Annotated in this window: 18 protein-coding genes; 2 read left to right on the top strand and 16 right to left on the bottom strand. The window is 33.6% G+C overall.

From position 1 onward, the window contains the following. Nucleotides 1-6: 6 nt before the first annotated feature. From ACHRVL_RS02925 to hutH, 12 genes are all read right to left on the bottom strand, one after another. Nucleotides 7-1005, bottom strand: a complete 999-nt coding sequence (locus tag ACHRVL_RS02925) for a BtrH N-terminal domain-containing protein (protein WP_395410181.1) — start codon at nt 1003-1005, stop codon at nt 7-9. Further along, nucleotides 1005-1409, bottom strand: coding sequence for a hypothetical protein (locus ACHRVL_RS02920; protein ID WP_395410179.1), 405 nt, complete (start codon nt 1407-1409; stop codon nt 1005-1007). Before ACHRVL_RS02920 ends, ACHRVL_RS02925 begins: the two co-directional genes overlap by 1 nt. Nucleotides 1410-1433: 24 nt before the next feature. Continuing rightward, entirely contained in the window at nt 1434-1898 is a 465-nt protein-coding gene (locus ACHRVL_RS02915; RefSeq protein ID WP_395410177.1) for an ABC transporter permease, read from the bottom strand. Between the two features lie 8 nt (nt 1899-1906). Beyond that, a complete protein-coding gene (locus ACHRVL_RS02910) occupies nt 1907-2338 on the bottom strand; it encodes a hypothetical protein (protein WP_395410176.1) in 432 nt (143 codons plus the stop codon). Beyond that, entirely contained in the window at nt 2338-3471 is a 1134-nt protein-coding gene (locus ACHRVL_RS02905) for a beta-ketoacyl-ACP synthase III (RefSeq protein WP_395410174.1), read from the bottom strand. The genes ACHRVL_RS02910 and ACHRVL_RS02905 overlap by 1 nt, the downstream gene beginning before the upstream one ends. Before the next feature lie 16 nt (nt 3472-3487). Next, entirely contained in the window at nt 3488-4390 is a 903-nt protein-coding gene (locus ACHRVL_RS02900) for a dialkylrecorsinol condensing enzyme DarA (RefSeq protein WP_395410173.1), read from the bottom strand. Nucleotides 4391-4695: 305 nt separating this feature from the next. Next, nucleotides 4696-5574 (bottom strand): lipid A biosynthesis acyltransferase, encoded by an 879-nt coding sequence (locus ACHRVL_RS02895; protein WP_395410171.1) that lies wholly within the window; start codon nt 5572-5574, stop codon nt 4696-4698. Beyond that, on the bottom strand, nt 5574-5828 hold the full coding sequence (locus ACHRVL_RS02890; RefSeq protein WP_089053595.1) for an acyl carrier protein: 255 nt from the start codon (nt 5826-5828) through the stop codon (nt 5574-5576). Before ACHRVL_RS02890 ends, ACHRVL_RS02895 begins: the two co-directional genes overlap by 1 nt. Further along, nucleotides 5821-7056 carry a beta-ketoacyl-[acyl-carrier-protein] synthase family protein gene (locus ACHRVL_RS02885; RefSeq protein ID WP_395410169.1) on the bottom strand — a complete coding sequence of 412 codons (1236 nt, stop codon included), beginning with the start codon at nt 7054-7056 and terminating at the stop codon, nt 5821-5823. Before ACHRVL_RS02885 ends, ACHRVL_RS02890 begins: the two co-directional genes overlap by 8 nt. A 19-nt stretch (nt 7057-7075) precedes the next feature. Continuing rightward, entirely contained in the window at nt 7076-7807 is a 732-nt protein-coding gene (gene fabG, locus ACHRVL_RS02880; RefSeq protein WP_395410168.1) for a 3-oxoacyl-ACP reductase FabG, read from the bottom strand. A 9-nt stretch (nt 7808-7816) separates the two neighbouring features. Further along, nucleotides 7817-9046, bottom strand: coding sequence for a WG repeat-containing protein (locus tag ACHRVL_RS02875; RefSeq protein ID WP_395410166.1), 1230 nt, complete (start codon nt 9044-9046; stop codon nt 7817-7819). Between the two features lie 37 nt (nt 9047-9083). Next, complete coding sequence (gene hutH, locus ACHRVL_RS02870; RefSeq protein WP_395410164.1) at nt 9084-10604, bottom strand: histidine ammonia-lyase; 1521 nt, start codon at nt 10602-10604, stop codon at nt 9084-9086. 101 nt (nt 10605-10705) lie between these two features. Between hutH and ACHRVL_RS02865 the strand changes: the two genes are divergently transcribed. Continuing rightward, the gene (locus tag ACHRVL_RS02865) at nt 10706-11956 is read left to right on the top strand and encodes an NAD(P)/FAD-dependent oxidoreductase (protein WP_395410162.1); all 1251 of its coding nucleotides are present in this window, start codon (nt 10706-10708) and stop codon (nt 11954-11956) included. 91 nt (nt 11957-12047) lie between these two features. Here the strand turns inward: ACHRVL_RS02865 and ACHRVL_RS02860 are convergent, their stop codons facing one another. From ACHRVL_RS02860 to ACHRVL_RS02845, 4 genes are all read right to left on the bottom strand, one after another. Next, nucleotides 12048-13733: a sodium/sugar symporter gene (locus tag ACHRVL_RS02860; RefSeq protein WP_395410161.1), complete on the bottom strand. Its 1686-nt coding sequence runs from the start codon at nt 13731-13733 to the stop codon at nt 12048-12050. Between the two features lie 247 nt (nt 13734-13980). Beyond that, nucleotides 13981-15024 carry a UDP-glucose--hexose-1-phosphate uridylyltransferase gene (locus ACHRVL_RS02855; protein WP_395410158.1) on the bottom strand — a complete coding sequence of 348 codons (1044 nt, stop codon included), beginning with the start codon at nt 15022-15024 and terminating at the stop codon, nt 13981-13983. Nucleotides 15025-15040: 16 nt separating this feature from the next. Beyond that, a complete protein-coding gene (galK, locus tag ACHRVL_RS02850; RefSeq protein ID WP_395410156.1) occupies nt 15041-16201 on the bottom strand; it encodes a galactokinase in 1161 nt (386 codons plus the stop codon). A gap of 24 nt (nt 16202-16225) precedes the next feature. Continuing rightward, complete coding sequence (locus ACHRVL_RS02845; RefSeq protein WP_395410154.1) at nt 16226-17281, bottom strand: aldose epimerase family protein; 1056 nt, start codon at nt 17279-17281, stop codon at nt 16226-16228. A gap of 102 nt (nt 17282-17383) precedes the next feature. Between ACHRVL_RS02845 and ACHRVL_RS02840 the strand changes: the two genes are divergently transcribed. Beyond that, nucleotides 17384-18382 (top strand): substrate-binding domain-containing protein, encoded by a 999-nt coding sequence (locus ACHRVL_RS02840; RefSeq protein ID WP_395410153.1) that lies wholly within the window; start codon nt 17384-17386, stop codon nt 18380-18382. The last annotated feature ends 11 nt before the right edge of the window (nt 18383-18393 follow it).

Raw genomic sequence — 18393 nt, 5'->3', positions numbered from 1 at the left:
AATATCTTAGCTGATGGCTTTTTTTAATTTTTTGAAAAAGATTTCTTCTCTATTGGCAATGTCTAGAAGTTCGTCGGCAATAGTATTGTAAGCGTCTTCTTTGGCACTTCTGTTTTTATAAATTCGTGAAGCTTCAACGGCAAAATCTCGCCATGAATCGCCAATTTTTGTCATTTCTTTAGAAAGTGTTTTCAGTTCTTCGTTATTTAAAATAACTGAAGCTTCTTGTAAAAATGCGGCATAAATAAAACGGAAACCTCCGCCGCCGGTTCCAATTTCTTCCTGCATGCGAACCATTTGCGCCAAGTAGTGATTGGCTTTTTTGGTTCCGTGTTTTACAGGCCATTTTCTAATTTGCTTAGATACGAATTTGATTCCGCGAACACCCACAATTGGCATTGGCGCAAGCATATCTCTGCAAGTGTTTTTTATTCCTTTAATGATGGCGCTTTTTAAATCGACTTCATTTGGAATTTGAATTGGATAATACATTTGTCCGCGCGGTGCAAAAGCTCCTTTTGCAAAACGTACTTTGTCTAATTCTTCGTGCGTTAAAGTCGTAACGGTTTCCATAACAGGATCGCTGATCAAATAGTCTTTATCAGTTTTTCCGTAAACCACTAAATTGTGTGCATTGAAATGAAAACGGTATTCGTCAGGGAAATAACTTAAATTATAAACGCCAACTTGTAACCCCGTTGGGATATTATTTTTTAAATTTTCGTCAAGTGCTTTATTTGCATTTGCTGTTGATGAAAATTTTTGTCTTTTTATTTTAAGATTTAAACGGGTTGCCACTTTATTAAAAATTTGCCCCGGCAAAGTTCTATAGCTGATCGCTGGTGCGTAATTGACTTTTATAAATGGTAAATACACAAAGAAAAGTCCCGAACCGATACCAAAAACCATTGGTTCGCTTATGTTGAGTCCGTTATTTTTTAACAGATTCGATGCTACTCCATTTTCACAGTGAGCAGATTGGTGATGTGTAAAAGTGACTTGCATTAATCTGTTTTAAAGTTTTTTAATTCGGATACTGAAATACTAAAGGCATCAGCATATTTTTTCAAAATAGAATCGCTTAATTTGGTAAAAACAACGGGTTTAAAATGTCTTTTGACACGCCATTTCCACATACCAACATAACTTGACAAAATCGTAAGATCCATTTTATTGAGTTCCATATAATAAGAAATCGGACTTACTTCGCCATTTTTAACTTGTTGTTTTGCTTCGGCAATTCGTTCGTTTATTTCGTCGATAGAATTTGATAATGCAATTGTTTTGGGTTCCCAACCTGTACTTAAGGTTGTGGTATAATTGCCGTTTTCATCAGTCGCGTATAAAAGCTCTTTTACGTTGTTTTTTGTTAAGTTGCTTTTATCTTGTGGTACATTTTCTTTTTCCATGACATTTATCGTTTCTATTGGGATTTATTCTGGAACCGAAATTGTTTTTTGAATGAATAAATTAATTTCGCATTCTAAAAGCAGCTGCTCGCTAAGTAAACTTTTGCAGCTCATTGTGCACAAAGTATAATCGTCGCCGGCAAATTTAGAAATTAAATTTGCTCTGGTAATTATAGTGTCGCCGGCTTTTGGCAGTGAATGAATTTTTGCATTTTTTAAAGCACTGATAAATCCAATTACATTTACGTTTTCATTTTCTGTTCCGTCCTCTTCAAAAAAATATTTTTTCCCTACAATTGCAGAGCAGGTTTGTGCTGTGTTTTCGATTAAACCAGCTTCGGTAAAAATACTATTGGCAACAAAAATATTGTCTTCTTTTATCAAAAAAGTGGTTTCTACAAAGTTGGCATCTATATCCAAAATCAAATCTACCATAAGCATTGGTGCTCGGTGGGGCAGGTAATTTTGTATGTCAACTCCAGTATTCAATTTTTATATTATTTAGCTAAAACGGTTTTCATTTGTCCGTTTGCAATTTCTTCATTATTTAATTTGGTAACAATATTCACTAAGGTGATTCCTGCAAATTCTTGTAAAATGGTAACTTCAGATTGAATTGAATCGTTAATTTCGGGCAATTTTTTAATTTCAATTTCTTTAATTGAACCAATATATCCAGTTGGCGCAGTTTCATTTTTTAAAAAAAACTGATAACCAGTATGTAAGGCAACAGATTGTGCCATGTGTTCAATTAAACCTGCTTCTAGAAAAATATTGTTTTCGGTAAAAATATTATCGTTCTGAATTGTTAAACCCGAAATCAAAGAAGTTTCGGTATAAGAATACATGACATCAACCATTACAAAAGGAAACTTTTGAGGCAATAAATTTTTGACCGTTTCTTTTTCTAAAAGTGCTGTTGTTTCCATTAGCAAACTGTTAAATAAGCGTAGGCAAAAGAGAATCTTCCGCTTTCTGGAACTGATAAAAGAATTTTGTCTCCTTTTTTCAAGTTACCTGAATTCATTAATTCTTCTAAAGCTAAATATATTGAGGCAGAACCTACGTTACCAACTCTAGAAAGATTCATGAACCATTTATCATCATTCATTCCGATACCTCTATCATTTAATCCTTTTTTTAATCCTTCAACAAAAAAGTTAGAAGAAACGTGAGGAATAAAATACGTAATATCGTCAGATTTAATATTGTTTTTATCCATGGCATTTTTCATGCTTTCTGCGCCTTTAGAAAGAATAAATTCGTCCAGTAATTTTACATCTTGTTTGATGGCAAAAACAGATTCGTTCAACCATTGTTCAGGTGCGTAATCGCTCCATGATTTGATTTCGCCGTTTTCTAATTTATCACCTCCAGCATACATGCAGGTTTCTAGTTCGTGTGCATACGAAAAAGCCTCCATCCATTCTATTTTTAAAGAAATTGGACCTCTTGGTTTATTTTCTAATAAAAAAGCGCCGGCACCGTCAGACAGCATCCATCTTAAAAAGTCTTTTTTGAAAGCTATGATGGGCTGTTCTTCTAGATTTTTTAAGTTTTCGGCTTCGTGATTGTATTTTTGGGCATTCAGCCAGGTTGAAACTTTTTCTGATCCTGTACAGATTGCATTTTTTGAATTTCCAGATTTTATAGAAAGAAAACCAAATTTTAATGAATTCATTCCGGCACAGCAGACTCCTGTTGAAGAGTTTAGTTCTACCGATTTGTTTTTTAAGAGACCATGAACCATCGCAGCGTGCGAAGGCAGGAATATATCAGGAGTTGAGGTTCCGCACGAAAGTACTTCTAGATCCTGAGATGTAAAGTTTTCGTCGAACAACGGTAAAATAGCATTTCGTGTTAATTCGGCATTACTATGTGTACTTTTTCCTGTTTTATCAACAGCGTAATAACGGCTTGTAATTTTGTTGTTGCGCAAAATAATACGTCTTGCTTTTGAGGCAGTATCGTTGATAAGGCCTAAATAGGCTTCCATTTCATCATTCGAAACAGCTTCGTTTGGCAAATATTTTGCAGCTTTAGTGATATATACTTCAAACATAATCTAATTTAGTATGCTAAACTCCTTGATAATATTGAGTTTCTCTTTTTATGGTTTTTAACTTAAATGGGTAGGAAATAAGGTGCAATATATACACTATTGGCGAGATTAACCAGATCGCAAGGAATAAATAAACATTAAATACTTTTAGAAGCAGTTTTCGGTTTTTTTGATTTTTATAAATGAGGTTTGACCATTTATTAAAAATTTTATTAGCGGTTTTGTCTACGGTCACTAAATAAGGACTGATTTTTACGGCGCCGTTTGCGACTAATTTTGGTTGTAGATCATTCAAATTGTTCGTTTTTAGATCTGTAAGTATTATTTCTCCAAACTTTGGAGATTCCTGAATGTCTTTTTCTGAAACTCCTGGAAGCGGAAAAATTCCTAAGTATTTTTTCTTAACACCAGAGAACATCCATTCTACGATTGTGATAACGCTGATTAGGTTACCAACACGATCTACAAGAGCAACGTTTCCTACTAATTGTGCATTGGCTTCTTTAAGCAAGGTTTTGATTTTTTCCTGTGCCATTATCCACATATTTCGTGAACCGCTGATGGTGATTACGGGTGTATTGTTTAGAATTTTTTTTGCTTCGCCGCTTTTCAAAAAAGAGTTAATAGGAATGGAAGGCGATAAATACCAAACTTGATAATTGAAAAGCACCAAGTCGAATTTTGTATTTAGAATATCTTCTGGAACTGGTTTTAGAGCGGTTGGAATCTGTAAAAATGATTCCGGAAAGGCATCAAAAAACGAATCCTTATTCCAAGGAAAAGGAAAAGGTTTTTCTAATTGTATTTGATAAAAAGTTACATCTATTTCCTCTGAATCTAAAAATGGTTTTGCAATGTTTTGTGCAATGTTTTCTAATTGTCCGGATTGAGTATAGTAAATAACGAGAACTTTTTTCATTTGGGTTTGCTGGCTAAGGTTGCGAACAAAAATAAGTAAATTTATTTAAACGAATTTTCTTGTTTAATGTTTCGTTTTATAAGTTTTTTTGAATGTAGATTTATGGCGGGTTTTTAATCTCGCAGAAAACTTTAAAGCACAGTTTATCATTTCGACGAAGGAGAAATCTTAGCAAGTAGCTCCGTTCCTATAAGCCCATCTTTGTAGAGCTCTTCGTGGAGATTTGCTTTGCCTGTTCGCTGTCGTTCGGGTCTCCTTCGTTGAAATGACAAAAACGAGAAAAAACTTGTGTGATTTTTTACAAATTATGGGAAATCATTCCAAAAATCGAAATAATTAAACCATTGAAGCGGATATTTTTTTAAGATATTTTCTACGCTGGTTACGTATTCTTTCAGCAGTGCTTTTTCGTCACGATGTTTAACTGTGGCTTCTCTTGCGTATAAATGATAATGCAGATTTGGCTCTTTCATAACATAAACAAATACTACAGGAACTTTTAGTCTTGAAGCGATTAAAAATGGTCCTGCAGGAAAGCTGGTTTCTTTACCTAAAATGTTTTCTGAAAGCGATTTTGTTCCTTCAAAGTAGCGATCTCCCGTAAAGCAGACTAATTCGTTATTGGCCAAAGCGGCATTAATCTCAAAAATATGAGACAAATCGTCTTTAATGATGATGAATTTTACGGTTGGTTTTTGAGTAACGCTTGCTAAATAATTTTTAATAGCAGAATGTTCTAAGTCTGTTGTGACTAAATTAATTTGGAAATTAAGATCAATGTCGCCTAGAAAATGTTCTGCGATTTCAAAATTTCCAACATGAGCGCTGATTAAAACACCGCCTTTTTTTTCGGCTAAAAGTTTTTTCAGCGTTTCGATTCCGTCAAACTCATAGGTGAATTTGTTTCGCATTCCTGCCGAAATGGAAATTTTATCAATAATGGTTTGTCCAAAAGTATAGTAACTTTTGAAAACCATTTTTTTTGATTTAAAATAAGAATAGTTGAGTCTTTCTTTAAAGTAATAAAAAATAGCACGATTGCTTTTTCTTAAAAACAGAAAGTAATAAGAGGCAACAAAATAAAGCAGGACATAAGCAGACTTTATACCCGCTTTTTGTATTAAAAAAACGAATATTCTATAGCCTAAAACAGTTCCTTTTGATTTGCCATCCCATTGACTCATTAAGCTGTTTTGGCTTTTAATTTGGTTTCAATAAGGTCGTAGAAACTTTGAAAATCAGAAATTCCAACAAAATCTGCCTCCACTAGTTTTACACCAAAGTTAGATTCTATCGAAACTACTAAATCAACATAATCCAGACTGTCTAACCCAAGTGTATTTTTTAAATTAGCATTTGGTTCAATGTCGTCATTGTCAACTTCAAATTCATCAACTAAAAAACCATTTATTCTTGCTATAATCTCTTCTTTATTCATTGTTTAATTTAAACTTTTTAACCACCAACGCAGAGTTGGTTCCTCCGAAACCGAAAGAATTGGACAAAAATATGTCAAATTTTTTGTTTAACGTAGTTTTAACTAAATTTAATTTAGAAGCATCTTCATCAGGGTTGTCTAAATTGATGTTTGGCGCAATAAAATCGTGCTGCATCATTATGATAGAATAAATGACTTCACTCGCTCCAGCCATCCAGCATTCGTGACCTGTCATTGATTTTGTAGAACTTACGTATGGGTTTTTCTCACCAAAAACTTCAAAGATGGCTTTTGCTTCATTTGCATCTCCAACTGGAGTTGAGGTTGCGTGTGCATTGATATACTCAATATCTGATGCTTTTAGTTGTGCATCGTCAAGAGCTCTTTGCATTGCTGTGGCAGGCCCTTCGACATTTGGAGTCGAAATATGTCCTCCGTTTGATGAAAAACCGTAACCCGAAACTTCGGCAATAATGTTTGCGCCGCGTGCGATCGCAGATTCGTAACTTTCTAGAATTAAAGTGGCACCGCCGCCACTTGGAATTAATCCGTCACGATCTTTGTCGAAAGGCCGTGAAGCTTTTTCGGGATCATTTTCTCTATTCGAAAAAACGCCTAATCCGTCAAAACTGCTCATGGCATATTTATTAATTTCTTGTGCACCGCCGGTAATAATAATATCTTGGAAACCGCTTTTTATTAAAAAATAAGCCAGACCGATAGAATGGGAGCCGCTCGCACAAGCTGCACTAACGGTTAAATTAATACCTCGCAGTTTAAAAATCGTTGAAAGATTCATGGTAACAGTAGAATTCATCGATTTAAAAATTGCTCCAGAACCAATTAAAGCGGTGTCTTTTTTCTCGCGAACAATATCTGTAGCATCAATAACAGCTTTAGAAACGCTGTCATTTCCGTACATAATTCCAACCTCACGATTTTCAAAAAAAGCATCGTCAATATTAGCATTTTTCAATGCTTCGATAGTCGCCATATAAGCATATTCGGTTTCTTCACCAATGCTCATGCGCTGCCTGCGTGTCAATAAATTTTTTAAATCAGCTTTAGGAACCATTCCTGTTAAGGCTGATTGAAAACCAAATTCTTTTCGGTCAGAATCAAATTGAATACCTGATTTTCCGCTATATAATGATTCCTTCACTTCATTTAAAGAAGTTCCGATACAAGAATAAATTCCCATTCCAGTAATTACAACTCTCTTATTCATCGTCTTTCAAAGTAATTTTTTAAGAATATATCCCTCCGTTTATATTGATAATTTCGCCGGTAATATAACTTGATTTTTTTGAAATCAAAAAGCTTACCAAATCTGCTACTTCTTCGGCTTCGCCAAAACGATTTACAGGAATTAGTTTTAATAATTCTTTTTCGTCCAGTTCGCTCGTCATGTCAGTTCTAATGAATCCCGGCGCAACAGCATTTACGGTAATGTTACGTTTTGCTACTTCTTGTGCCAATGCTTTTGTGGCAGCAACAATTGCACCTTTTGCTGCGGAATAATTGGTTTGTCCTGCTGTTCCTTTTACACCAGAAACCGAAACCATATTTACGATTCGGCCATATTTATTACGGAGCATTTTCTGAATGAAAAACTGCGTTACATTAAAAAATCCGTTTAAACTTGTGTTTACAACACCGTTCCAGTCTTCGGGAGTCATCCACATAAAAAGACCATCTTTTGTAATTCCAGCATTGTTTACAATAGCTTCTACAATAGCTTCAGGGTTAGTTTCCTGCCATTTTGTTAAAACATCTTTTACTTGTTCAAAATTAGCAACATCAAAACCTAAGATTTCTCCTGTTGCTCCTAATTTTTGTATTTCCTGAAGTGTTTCTTCAGCAGCGGTTTGGTTTGAATGGTAATTGATCAAAATATGATAATTAGATTCAACAGCTAATTTTTTACAAATAGCACTTCCAATTCCCCTAGAACCGCCTGTTACTAATACACATTTCATAAGTGAAATTTATTTCTTTTTCTTAGCTGCTGGTTTCGGTGTCGATTTAGCAGCAGGTTTTGTTGTTTTTGTTTCTTGTTTTGGAGCTTCAGCGGGAGCTGCAACTGGCTGAGGTTTTTCTGCAGATTTTGAAAATAGTTCAGCATTTTCAAACCATTGATTGCTTAATACTGTTCCGTCTGGTTTAAGAAAACCCCATTTTCCTTCGTTTTTTACTCTTGCAACGCCATCTATAAAACCTTTGTCTTGTTGGGTAAACATAGCAATAATTGCATTTGCGGTAATGCCGTATTGGGTTGGAATAATCAGTTTTCCAGATTCATTAATAAATCCCCAATTGCTTTCTTTAACTGGAGCTAAACCATTTGCACTAAAAACTTCGGCATCGTTGTAAGTTGGTTCAATTACAAATTCTGCTTTTGGATTAATGTATCCCCATTTTTTTCCAACTAAAACGGGCGCTAAATTTTTAGAAAAAGCTTTTCCTTTATCATATATTGGTAAAATGGTCCAGTTTCCTTTTAAGTCAATGTATCCAATTTTTCCATTCTTTTTAGCAAACGTCAAATCTTGTGTTTCAAAATCCCAAATTTTTTCGGCTCCATCAACTGGAATAAATTTACCAGCGCTTACAAGCCCAAAAGTTTTGTCTTTTCTAGCCCAAGTTGTGTTTTTAAAATAGTTTCCAATTTCGGCATAAGCCGGCTCAACTACTTCTTTTCCTTCAGCATTTATAATTCCCCAGTTTTTATTCAGTTCCACTCTTGCAAAACCATTTTCAAAAGGTTTGATCTGATCGTATTTTGGTTCTAAAACAATTGCCATTTTATTGTTGATCAATCCAACTTTATTGTTTTGTCTGAAAAAAGCAACTCCATTATTAAAATCGAACAATTTATCTGATGCAGGATTTTTTTGAATTTCTCCTTTTTTATCAATATAAACCCATTCCTTATCTTTTTGTACTATAGCAATTCCGTTGTTAAAATCTTTAGCATCTTTAAAATCAGCCGGAATTACCCATTCTCCTTTTGTATCAATAAAACCCCATTTTCCGCCATTTTCTACTGCGGCCAAACCTTCAGAGAAACTTTTGGCAGATTTGTACTGCGGTTCAATTTTAAAAGATCCGTCTTTAGAAATATATCCAATTTTGGAATTCTTTTTGACTAATGCCAATTCTTGACTATTAACAACTTGAATAAATACAAGCAACAAAAAAATAAATGGTTTTTTCATGATTTTAAGATTCAATATTAATAATGTAAAACATGTTTTAATTGTTGATCAAATGATCTTTCACTTTTTGAACGAAAGGATACATCACCTGATCTTCTTTAAAAGTAGGAATTATGTTTCGAATTTCATCGTACCATTTTTTAGAAATCGATGAGATTTTATCTTTTTGCTCTAAATAATCAATTGCTTGAACAATGGTAATCATTTCGATAGCTAAAACTTCAAAAGCATTTTCGATTACTTTTGAGGTAATAACAGCAGCATTTGTTCCCATACTTACAATATCCTGATTATCGTTGTTGTTCGGGATACTGTGAACATACATAGGGTTTGATAACATTTGACTTTCGGCAGTTGTTGAGGTTGCAGTAAACTGAACGCCCTGCATTCCGAAATTAAAACCTAATGTTCCTAAATTTACAAACGGAGGCAGCAATTCGTTGATTTTTGAATTTAATAAATAATTCAATTGACGTTCTGCAAGCATCGTTAATTTTGTAATAACGATTTTCAATTTGTCCATTTCAAGGGAAATATAATCTCCATGGAAATTTCCTCCGTGGTACACGTGTTTATTTTTTACGTCGATAATTGGGTTATCGTTTGCCGAGTTAAATTCGTCTTCTAGAATTGAAGCAACGTTATTAATGGTTTCTAAAACCGGTCCAAGAATTTGAGGAACGCATCTTAATGAATAGTATTCCTGTACTTTTTCTTTGAAGATTTCTTCGGTATTTTCACCAGAATATAAATGGTCTTCTCTTTTACGGATTAAAGTACTGTCTGAAAGATTTTGACGCATTTTCGCCGCCACTTCCTGTTGTCCTTTATGACGTTTTGTTTGGTTTAATTCTTCTGAGAAATGATCGTCATAAGCTTGAACTAGCTCGTTGATCGCACATGAAGATTTTAATGACCAATCTAATAATTTTTTAGCGTGATATACATTTACAACACCAATTCCGGTCATAACCGAAGTTCCGTTGATTAATGCTAAGCCTTCTCTAATTTCTACTTGAATTGGTTTTAAGCCTTCGATTTCAAAAACTTCTGGAGTTGGTCTTCTTTCGCCTTTGTAAAAAACTTCGCCTTCACCAATTAAAACTAAAGCTAAATGTGATAATTGTACTAAGTCACCGCTGGCACCAACACCGCCGTGTTCAAAGATTAATGGCGTAATATCTCTATTAATAAGTTCAGACATTAGGTTTATTACTGACGGATGAACGCCTGAGTTTCCTAATGAAAGTGTATTTAATCGTGCTAGAATTGCTGCTTTTGCACAAATTGGACTTAAAGGTTTTCCGGTTCCAGATGAGTGGCTTCGGATTAAATTATATTGAAGCTGAATTTGATCAGATTCTTTAATTCTATATTGCGCCATTGGACCAAAGCCGGTATTTACACCGTAAATTACTTTGTTTCCAGAAAATTCTTTTAGGAAATTAAAGCTTTCATTTACTCGGTTTAGAACGACATCGCTGATTGCAACTTTATTATTTCCAAATATAATAGATTCGAATTCTGCTAAACTTAAATATTCATTAATTGTATTCATTAAATCGGTTTTGATTGTGCTAATTTAATTTTATTAATCAAAATAAATGTAGTTATTTTGATGATGGCAAATGTAAGGTAATAATTGATAATATTTTTATTATGACAAAGGAGTTTGTAGATGTTTTAGTGATAGGCGCCGGACCCTCTGGATGCGTATCGGCATCGTATCTTCATAAAAACAATGTTAAGGTAAAAGTTGTTGAAAAACAAAGGTTTCCGAGACTTGTTGTTGGCGAAAGCTTAATTCCTAGAGTAATGGATCATTTTGCTGAGGCAGAATTGTTTGACGCTCTTAATGCAATGAATTTTGAAAAGAAGCTGGGAGCACGTTTTATTAGAGGTGAAGAAATTTGTGTTTTTGATTTCAGCAAGAAATTTGGAGAAGGCTGGGATTGGACCTGGCAGGTTCCGCGTGCTGATTTTGATAATACAATGGCTCAGGAAGTTGTTCGTAAAGGTGTGGATCTGGAATTTGAAACAGAGGTTTTGGAAGTTTCTTTTGAAGGGAAAAATTCTAAAACTATTGTAAAAGATAAGGACGGGAATTTAAAAGAAATTCACGCGAAGTTTATTATTGATTCAAGCGGTTACGGACGTGTTTTACCAAGACTTTTGGATTTAGATACACCTTCGAAATTAGATCCGCATTCTTCAATATTTACACACGTAAAAGATATTAATAGAGAAGAAGGAGAGGAAGGAACTCAAATTTCATTTGATATTCTAGAAACCCAAGTATGGTTATGGGTAATTCCGTTTTCTAACGGAAATACAAGTTTAGGTGTTGTAGGGCCGACTGATTTTATCAATTCTCTTTCTGAAAATAAAGATAATGCTGAGGCTTTGAAAAATGCTATTCAGCTGTCAGACTTTTATATTAAAAGATTTCAGGGAACTGAGTTTTTGTTTGAGCCTGTAAAATTGGAGAATTATTCTCGAGCGGTAAAAAAAATGTATGGCGACGGTTTTGCTTTAACGGGAAACAGTTCAGAATTTTTAGATCCTGTTTTCTCGTCAGGGGTAGCTTTTGCAACTGAATCTGGAATGCTGGCAGCAAAATTATATTTGAAAGAAGCACAAGGAACTCCTGTTGATTGGGAAGTCGAGTTTACACAATATATGAAACGAGGAATAGCAGTTTTTACAACATATGTACAAGAATGGTACACCGGAAATCTGCAGACTTTATTTTTCCATCAGCCGGAAAATCCTGAAGTAAAAGAAAAAATATGCGCTGTTTTGGCGGGTTATGTTTGGAACGAAGAAAATTCGTTTGTTAAAAAGCATGATCACGTAATTGCAAATATGGCGTATTTACTGAATATGCAAAAAGAACAAAGCTCGGAATAATCTGGTTTTTTCTATTGTTGCACTGTAATAAAAAAGAGGATTCTAAATTTAGAATCCTCTTTTTTAATTAATATTATTTTGTAAAATTTTGTTACCAGAACTTCACATATAATGCTACAATAATCAATAATGTAATAACGATTAACACAGTAGTTTGTGGTTTAACTTTAAACATTTCAGAATCAATTTCAAATGCTTTAGGGTTTACTTTAGGTCCAGCAAAACTGATTGCAATCATTGCCAACATTGTAAAGAAGAATGATAATCCCATACAAATATGGAACGGAATTTCGAATGCGCCTTTTCCATTAGAATAAGCAGTATATAATAAGGTTTCATTTCCGAAAAGCATTGGAGCGTATTCATTGAATAAAACTGATAATACAAATCCTAAAATTACACCCACAATTGCTGCAGTTCCAGTTGTTCTTTTCCAGAACATTCCAAGGAAGAACATGGCAAAAACTCCAGGGCTAATAAAGCCAGTATATTTTTGAATATAAGTAAATCCACCAACACCGCCAATTCCTAATATATCATTCCATGTAAACAATACGGCTAAAAGCATAGCAGCAAAAACAGCATATCTTCCGATATTTACTTGGTGTCTGTCACTCGCATTTTTTTGAATGTATTTTTTATGAACGTCTAAAGTGTAGATTGTCGAAATACTATTTACTTTACCAGCTAATGATGCTACGATAGCAGCAGTTAACGCTGCGACAGATAATCCTTTTAAACCTGTTGGAAGGAAAGTTAACATTGCCGAGTAAGCTCCGTCTTTTCCGCCAATCAATTGTGGTAAACCGCCATTTTGATATAAAACATAAGCAGCAATACCAGGCAGCATAACAATAAGAGGCATTAATAATTTTAAGAATCCTGCAAATAAAATACCATTACGAGCAGTTTGTAAATCGGCACCTAAAGCTCTTTGTGTGATATATTGGTTACATCCCCAATAGTTAAGGTTAATAATCCAGATACCTGCTAGATAAGACATTAAACCAGGGAAAGTTAAATATTTATCAATTTCAAGTTGAGATGAAGCAGCAGTAGGCCTTTCAATTATCATTTTGAAATGTTCAGGTGCTTTTTCCATTAATAGATTGAAACCTGCAAGGGCATCTTTTCCAAAACCAAAATGATCAGATACTACAGTCAAAGCGATATAAGTCGTGACCAACCCTCCAATGATTAAAACTGCTACCTGAATTACATCGGTATAAGCAACAACTTTCATTCCTCCTAAAGAGATAATTAATGCAAAAACAGCTAAGCCTATCATAATGGCATGAAGATATTCTCCGCCAGCAAGACCATTAATAGCAACTGCTCCTAAATATAGAATAGAAGTAAGGTTTACAAATACATACAAAAACAACCAAAAAACCGCCATGATTAAAGCAGTCGATTCATTATAACGTGTTTTTAAGAACTGAGGCATCGTGTAAATCTTATTCTTAAGATATACAGGAATAAACCAAACTGCAACAATAATCAAAGCAATAGCAGCAATCCATTCATAAGCAGCAACTGCAATTCCTAAGAAGAAACCTTCACCGCTCATCCCGATAAATTGTTCTGCCGAAATGTTTGATGCAATTAATGAAGCTCCAATTGCCCACCATGTAAGTGTTCCTTCGGCAAGGAAATAAGCCTTGGCATCGTGTTCATTTTTTTCGCGTTTGCGATAAATCGTATATCCATAGATAGATACTACGAGAAAATAGATAATAAATACTGCATAATCTGCAAGAGCGAGGTTCTGGTTCATTGATAATGGTATATTAGATAATTAGTATAGCGATTGTTTTTTGTGGTTTTGTATGGTTTAATTTGTTTAAAAAATGAAAAATGTGTTTTTATTCTGTTATTTTTTTACTAAAAAAAGAACGGAAGCCAAATTTAAAATAAAAAGTTATATATCTATCATTGTAAATGTATTATTTACATTTATAAATAAATTATTATGTTAAATTTTCGATTCAATACTTATTTTATAAGAAAAATTCAGCCAATTTTTATTTATAATGAACGTCTGATTGTTGCCTTAAAATTTCAGCGCTTTTTTCGGGTGTAATGTCTCTTTGTGATTCTCCCATCATTTCATAGCCGACCATGAATTTTTTTACAGTTGCTGAACGAAGCAGCGGTGGATAAAAATGCATATGAAAATGCCATTCTGGATGATCAAAATTATCTGTTGGTGCTTGATGAATTCCTGAAGAATAAGGGAATGATGTACTGAACAGATTATCGTACTTAATGGTAAGCTGCTTTAAAATTTTGGCATAAGCGGTAACTTCTTCGGCATTAAAATCTGTGATTTTACTAATTGGATTTTTGCTCACAATCATAGTTTCATAAGGCCAGATTGCCCAAAACGGAACTAATGCAACAAAATGGTCGTTTTCGATTACAATTCGGCTGTCAACTCTCAATTCAGCCTTCACATAATCTTCAAGAAGTGTTCTTTGATTTTTGTCGTAATACGCTTTTAAGCTTTTGTGTGTTTTTTCAACTTGAGTAGGTAATGATGACTGCGCCCAGATCTGCCCATGCGGATGCGGATTACTGCATCCCATAACGCTTCCTTTATTTTCAAAAATCTGAACGTGGTTAATGTATTTAATGCTCCCTAAATCAGCATATTCTTTTTGCCAAGTTTTAATAATATTCTCAATATCGGCAACTTCCATTTCAGGAATTGTTAGGTCGTGTCTTGGTGAAAAACAAACTACTCTCGAAATCCCTTGTTCTGGTTCTGCCTTAAAAAAGGTGTGTTTAATATCTTCTTCAAAAATGATTTCATCTTGTTTTAAAGCAGCAAAATCATTGTCGAATACAAAACTGTTTTTGTATACAGGATTACTTACTCCGTTTGCACGAACATTTCCCGGACACAAATAACAAGTTGGGTCATGTTTAGGAAGTTTCTCAGTCGAAATGGTTTCGTTTTGACCCTGCCAAGGACGTTTCGCACGATGAGGTGAAACTAAAACCCATTCATTGAGTAAAGGATTAAAACGTCTGTGAGGATCTTCGTTAATGTCAAAATTTTTCATTTTTTCGGTGTGGTATTTAAAGTAATGTTGTTCCGTTTGAGATTTTTACGTCGTAAAATTTTAATTCAATCCCAAATGTATTTAAATAAAGATTTGAAAACTTACTTTTTACCTCATTTTCATGACCTTTTTTTATTAAATTAATGGTGCAGCCGCCAAAACCGCCGCCCATTAAGCGAGAACCAATTATAGCATTATCTGCTTTTGCCGTATCAACAAGCATATCCAATTCGGCGCAGCTTACTTCGTATTCCTGAGATAAACCATGATGTGTTTCAAAGAGCAATTGTCCTAATTCTTCTATATTTCCTTTGTCCAGCGCTTCGCAGGCTTTTATAACACGGTTAATTTCTTTTACTACATAATGAACTCTTTTAAAAACAGTTTCATCTATTTTGTCTTGAATACTTAAAAGTTGTTCCTCGGTACAATTTCTAAAACTTTTTACCTCAGGAAAATGGCTTTTAATTATCGATAATCCTTGTTCACATTCTATTCTGCGTGTATTGTATTCAGATGTAAAAAGAGAATGTTTAACATTGCTGTCGAATAAAACCAAAGAATAATCTTTAAAATCAGCATTGTGATAATGATAATCTAATGTGTTGCAGTCTAATTGAATAACTTTGTTTTCAAGACCAAGTACACTTGAAAACTGATCCATTATACCACAATTAATTCCTACCCAGTGTTCAGCCTTTTGTCCTAATAATGCTATGTCTACTTTCTCAATTTTTAAATCGAAAAGCTGTTGAATCCCGAAAATCATTCCACATTCTAAAGCGGCAGATGATGATAAACCCGAACCAACAGGAATATTACTGCTGAAAACACAATTGAAACCTTCAAAAGAAAAGTCATTATCCTTCAACTGTTTAATAACGCCTCGAATATAATTTGTCCAGACAATATCGTTTAATTTTACTTCCTGAGTCAAATCAATTTCAAATTCCTCGTTTAAGTCGATGGCAATTATTTTTGATTTTTTGGAATTGTTTTTTTCTAAAGCAAAACAAATTACTTTGTCAATTGCTGCAGGTAAAACATAACCGTCATTATAGTCAATATGTTCGCCAATAATGTTGATTCTTCCTGGAGAAAGCACTATTTTTTCTGGTTTAGTCCCAAAAGATTTTTCAAAAAAAGCAGTAGTGTTTTGTATTAAAATGTCATTCATTATACTGTAATTAGTGTACCGTTTTTAGTTTAAAATTTCAAATTTATAAACGGTTTCTTGATTATATATTTCACCTTTCCTTAAAACTGAATTAGGAAAATGTGCTTGGTTGGGAGCATCTGGAAAGTTTTGAGTTTCAAAGCAAATTCCGCTCGTTTTATGGTAAACAGTTTCGTTTTTTCCTCTTAAAATGTCAAAACAATTACCGCCTACATATATATGTACACTTGGCTGATCCGTATAAACGTTCATTTTTAAATTGTTTTTTGAACTAAATAAAGATGCTGAAGGATTATTGGTTTTATTGATAACAAAAGAATTGTCGATCGAAATCGGACAATTTTTTTCAGTTCTAAAATCAAATTCATGGTTGCTAAGATCAATAAATTTTCCAGTTGGAATATTCTCTTGATTAGTTTCCAGCATTTTTTCGGCATCAATAAAAACTTTTTGATCCAGAACACTGCCATCGTGACCATCAAGATTAAAATAACTATGATGCGTTAAATTTATAATAGTATCTTCTGTTGAAATTGCTTTATAATTTAATTTTAGCTCATTATCTTCTGTCAGCGTGTAAGTTAAGTCAACTTGTAATTCTCCAGGATAATTTTCATCAAGATCTTCACTTAAAAGACGAAATGTTATCGACGGATTTTCATTAGAAGTTTGATTGGTAACGTTCCATATTTTTTTTCCAAAACCAATATTTCCGCCGTGTAAAGAGTTTCCGTTATTGTTTTTTGTTAATTGGTATGTTTTTCCATTTAAAGAAAAAAGTCCTTTATGAATTCGCCCCGCATAACGCCCAACCGTTGTTCCAAAATAAGGAGCGCTTGGTAAATTATAAGATTCTAAATAAGACTTCGGAGAGTCAAATCCCAAAACAACATCAACGATTTTACCTTCAGAAATTGGAATTTGAATGGAACTAATAGTTGCACCGTAATTTAAAATCTGAACCTTCATTCCGTTTTTATTCGATAATTCGAAAGGACGAATTTTTTCGATCTCTGGTCCAAAATCAGAAAAATCGGTATTAGAAGCTTCGTTACTGTGTGATTTGTTTATTGTTTTCATTAAAAATTTAGAAAAATGAAAGTCAAAAATAAAAACATTCTTTATTTTTGCATACCGGTACCTACCAGTTTTTGTGTAAATTTTAAAAGATCTTTATTTTATATGAACATAATTTCGATTCAAAACAACATTGGTCTGCCAAAATATAAGCAGATTATTCTTTCAATTGAAAAAGCAATTGAAGACGAAAAACTGGTTAAAGGAGATAGATTGCCCTCTGTAAATAAAGTTTGTCTGGCATTTTCATTATCCCGAGATACCGTTTTGTTAGGATACGAAGAACTCAAAAAAAGAGGTATTATTTATGCTATTCCCGGAAAAGGATACTACGTTAAGAGTGTAGAAATCACGATTAAGCAGAAGATTTTTTTGTTGTTTGATGAATTGAATATTTTCAAGGAAGATATCTACAACTCCTTTTTAAATAATATTGGGAAAAATGTTCAGGTTGATATTTACTTTCACCATTTTAATAATGTTGTTTTTCAGAAACTGATTAATGACAGTATTGGGAATTATACGAAATACATTTTAATGCCGACAAATTTAAAAGATATAGTTGGCTCTATAAAAACCCTACCAGTGGGTGATGTTATTATACTGGATCAGACAAACGCTGACTTAAAATCGTATCCTGCAATTTATCAGAATCATCAAAAGGATATTTTTGAAGGATTAGAGAAGGGAAAAGAAAGGCTGGCTAAATATGAGAAATTGATTTTGATTTTTCCAGGTTTTCGAGAGCCAATAGGAATGAAAATGGGTTTTGAAGATTTTTGTACGGCACATAATTTTGAATCTGAAATTATTGCTGAATTTACAAATAGAAAGATAAACGCAGGAGATTTGTACATTATACCAAATGACCGTGATTTGGTTCGAGTAATAGAAAGCGCGAGAGATCAAAATTTAAAGCTGGGAACAGATTTTGGAATCATTTCTTATAATGAAACACCTTTGAAAAAAGTGGTAGCCAACGGAATTACTACAATTTCTACCCATTTTGAAGCGATGGGAAAGATTTTGGCAGAAATGGTTTTAAAGGGAAAAAAGGAACAAATCGAAAACAAGTCCTCGTTAATAATGCGAAATTCTTTGTAGTAATTTAGTAA

Origin of the sequence: Flavobacterium sp. FlaQc-28 (assembly GCF_044007415.1) — a bacterium.
GTDB lineage: Bacteria > Bacteroidota > Bacteroidia > Flavobacteriales > Flavobacteriaceae > Flavobacterium.
This window is presented reverse-complemented; position numbering and strand designations above follow the sequence as displayed.

What these genes read in the sequence shown, in the direction of transcription:
- ACHRVL_RS02925 (WP_395410181.1), bottom strand. Translation starts at nt 1,005, where the DNA reads ATGCAAGTCACTTTTACACATCACCAATCTGCTCACTGTGAAAATGGA.
- ACHRVL_RS02920 (WP_395410179.1), bottom strand. Translation starts at nt 1,409, where the DNA reads ATGGAAAAAGAAAATGTACCACAAGATAAAAGCAACTTAACAAAAAAC.
- ACHRVL_RS02910 (WP_395410176.1), bottom strand. Translation starts at nt 2,338, where the DNA reads ATGGAAACAACAGCACTTTTAGAAAAAGAAACGGTCAAAAATTTATTG.
- ACHRVL_RS02905 (WP_395410174.1), bottom strand. Translation starts at nt 3,471, where the DNA reads ATGTTTGAAGTATATATCACTAAAGCTGCAAAATATTTGCCAAACGAA.
- ACHRVL_RS02900 (WP_395410173.1), bottom strand. Translation starts at nt 4,390, where the DNA reads ATGAAAAAAGTTCTCGTTATTTACTATACTCAATCCGGACAATTAGAA.
- ACHRVL_RS02895 (WP_395410171.1), bottom strand. Translation starts at nt 5,574, where the DNA reads ATGAGTCAATGGGATGGCAAATCAAAAGGAACTGTTTTAGGCTATAGA.
- ACHRVL_RS02890 (WP_089053595.1), bottom strand. Translation starts at nt 5,828, where the DNA reads ATGAATAAAGAAGAGATTATAGCAAGAATAAATGGTTTTTTAGTTGAT.
- ACHRVL_RS02885 (WP_395410169.1), bottom strand. Translation starts at nt 7,056, where the DNA reads ATGAATAAGAGAGTTGTAATTACTGGAATGGGAATTTATTCTTGTATC.
- fabG (WP_395410168.1), bottom strand. Translation starts at nt 7,807, where the DNA reads ATGAAATGTGTATTAGTAACAGGCGGTTCTAGGGGAATTGGAAGTGCT.
- ACHRVL_RS02875 (WP_395410166.1), bottom strand. Translation starts at nt 9,046, where the DNA reads ATGAAAAAACCATTTATTTTTTTGTTGCTTGTATTTATTCAAGTTGTT.
- hutH (WP_395410164.1), bottom strand. Translation starts at nt 10,604, where the DNA reads ATGAATACAATTAATGAATATTTAAGTTTAGCAGAATTCGAATCTATT.
- ACHRVL_RS02865 (WP_395410162.1), top strand. Translation starts at nt 10,706, where the DNA reads ATGACAAAGGAGTTTGTAGATGTTTTAGTGATAGGCGCCGGACCCTCT.
- ACHRVL_RS02860 (WP_395410161.1), bottom strand. Translation starts at nt 13,733, where the DNA reads ATGAACCAGAACCTCGCTCTTGCAGATTATGCAGTATTTATTATCTAT.
- ACHRVL_RS02855 (WP_395410158.1), bottom strand. Translation starts at nt 15,024, where the DNA reads ATGAAAAATTTTGACATTAACGAAGATCCTCACAGACGTTTTAATCCT.
- galK (WP_395410156.1), bottom strand. Translation starts at nt 16,201, where the DNA reads ATGAATGACATTTTAATACAAAACACTACTGCTTTTTTTGAAAAATCT.
- ACHRVL_RS02845 (WP_395410154.1), bottom strand. Translation starts at nt 17,281, where the DNA reads ATGAAAACAATAAACAAATCACACAGTAACGAAGCTTCTAATACCGAT.
- ACHRVL_RS02840 (WP_395410153.1), top strand. Translation starts at nt 17,384, where the DNA reads ATGAACATAATTTCGATTCAAAACAACATTGGTCTGCCAAAATATAAG.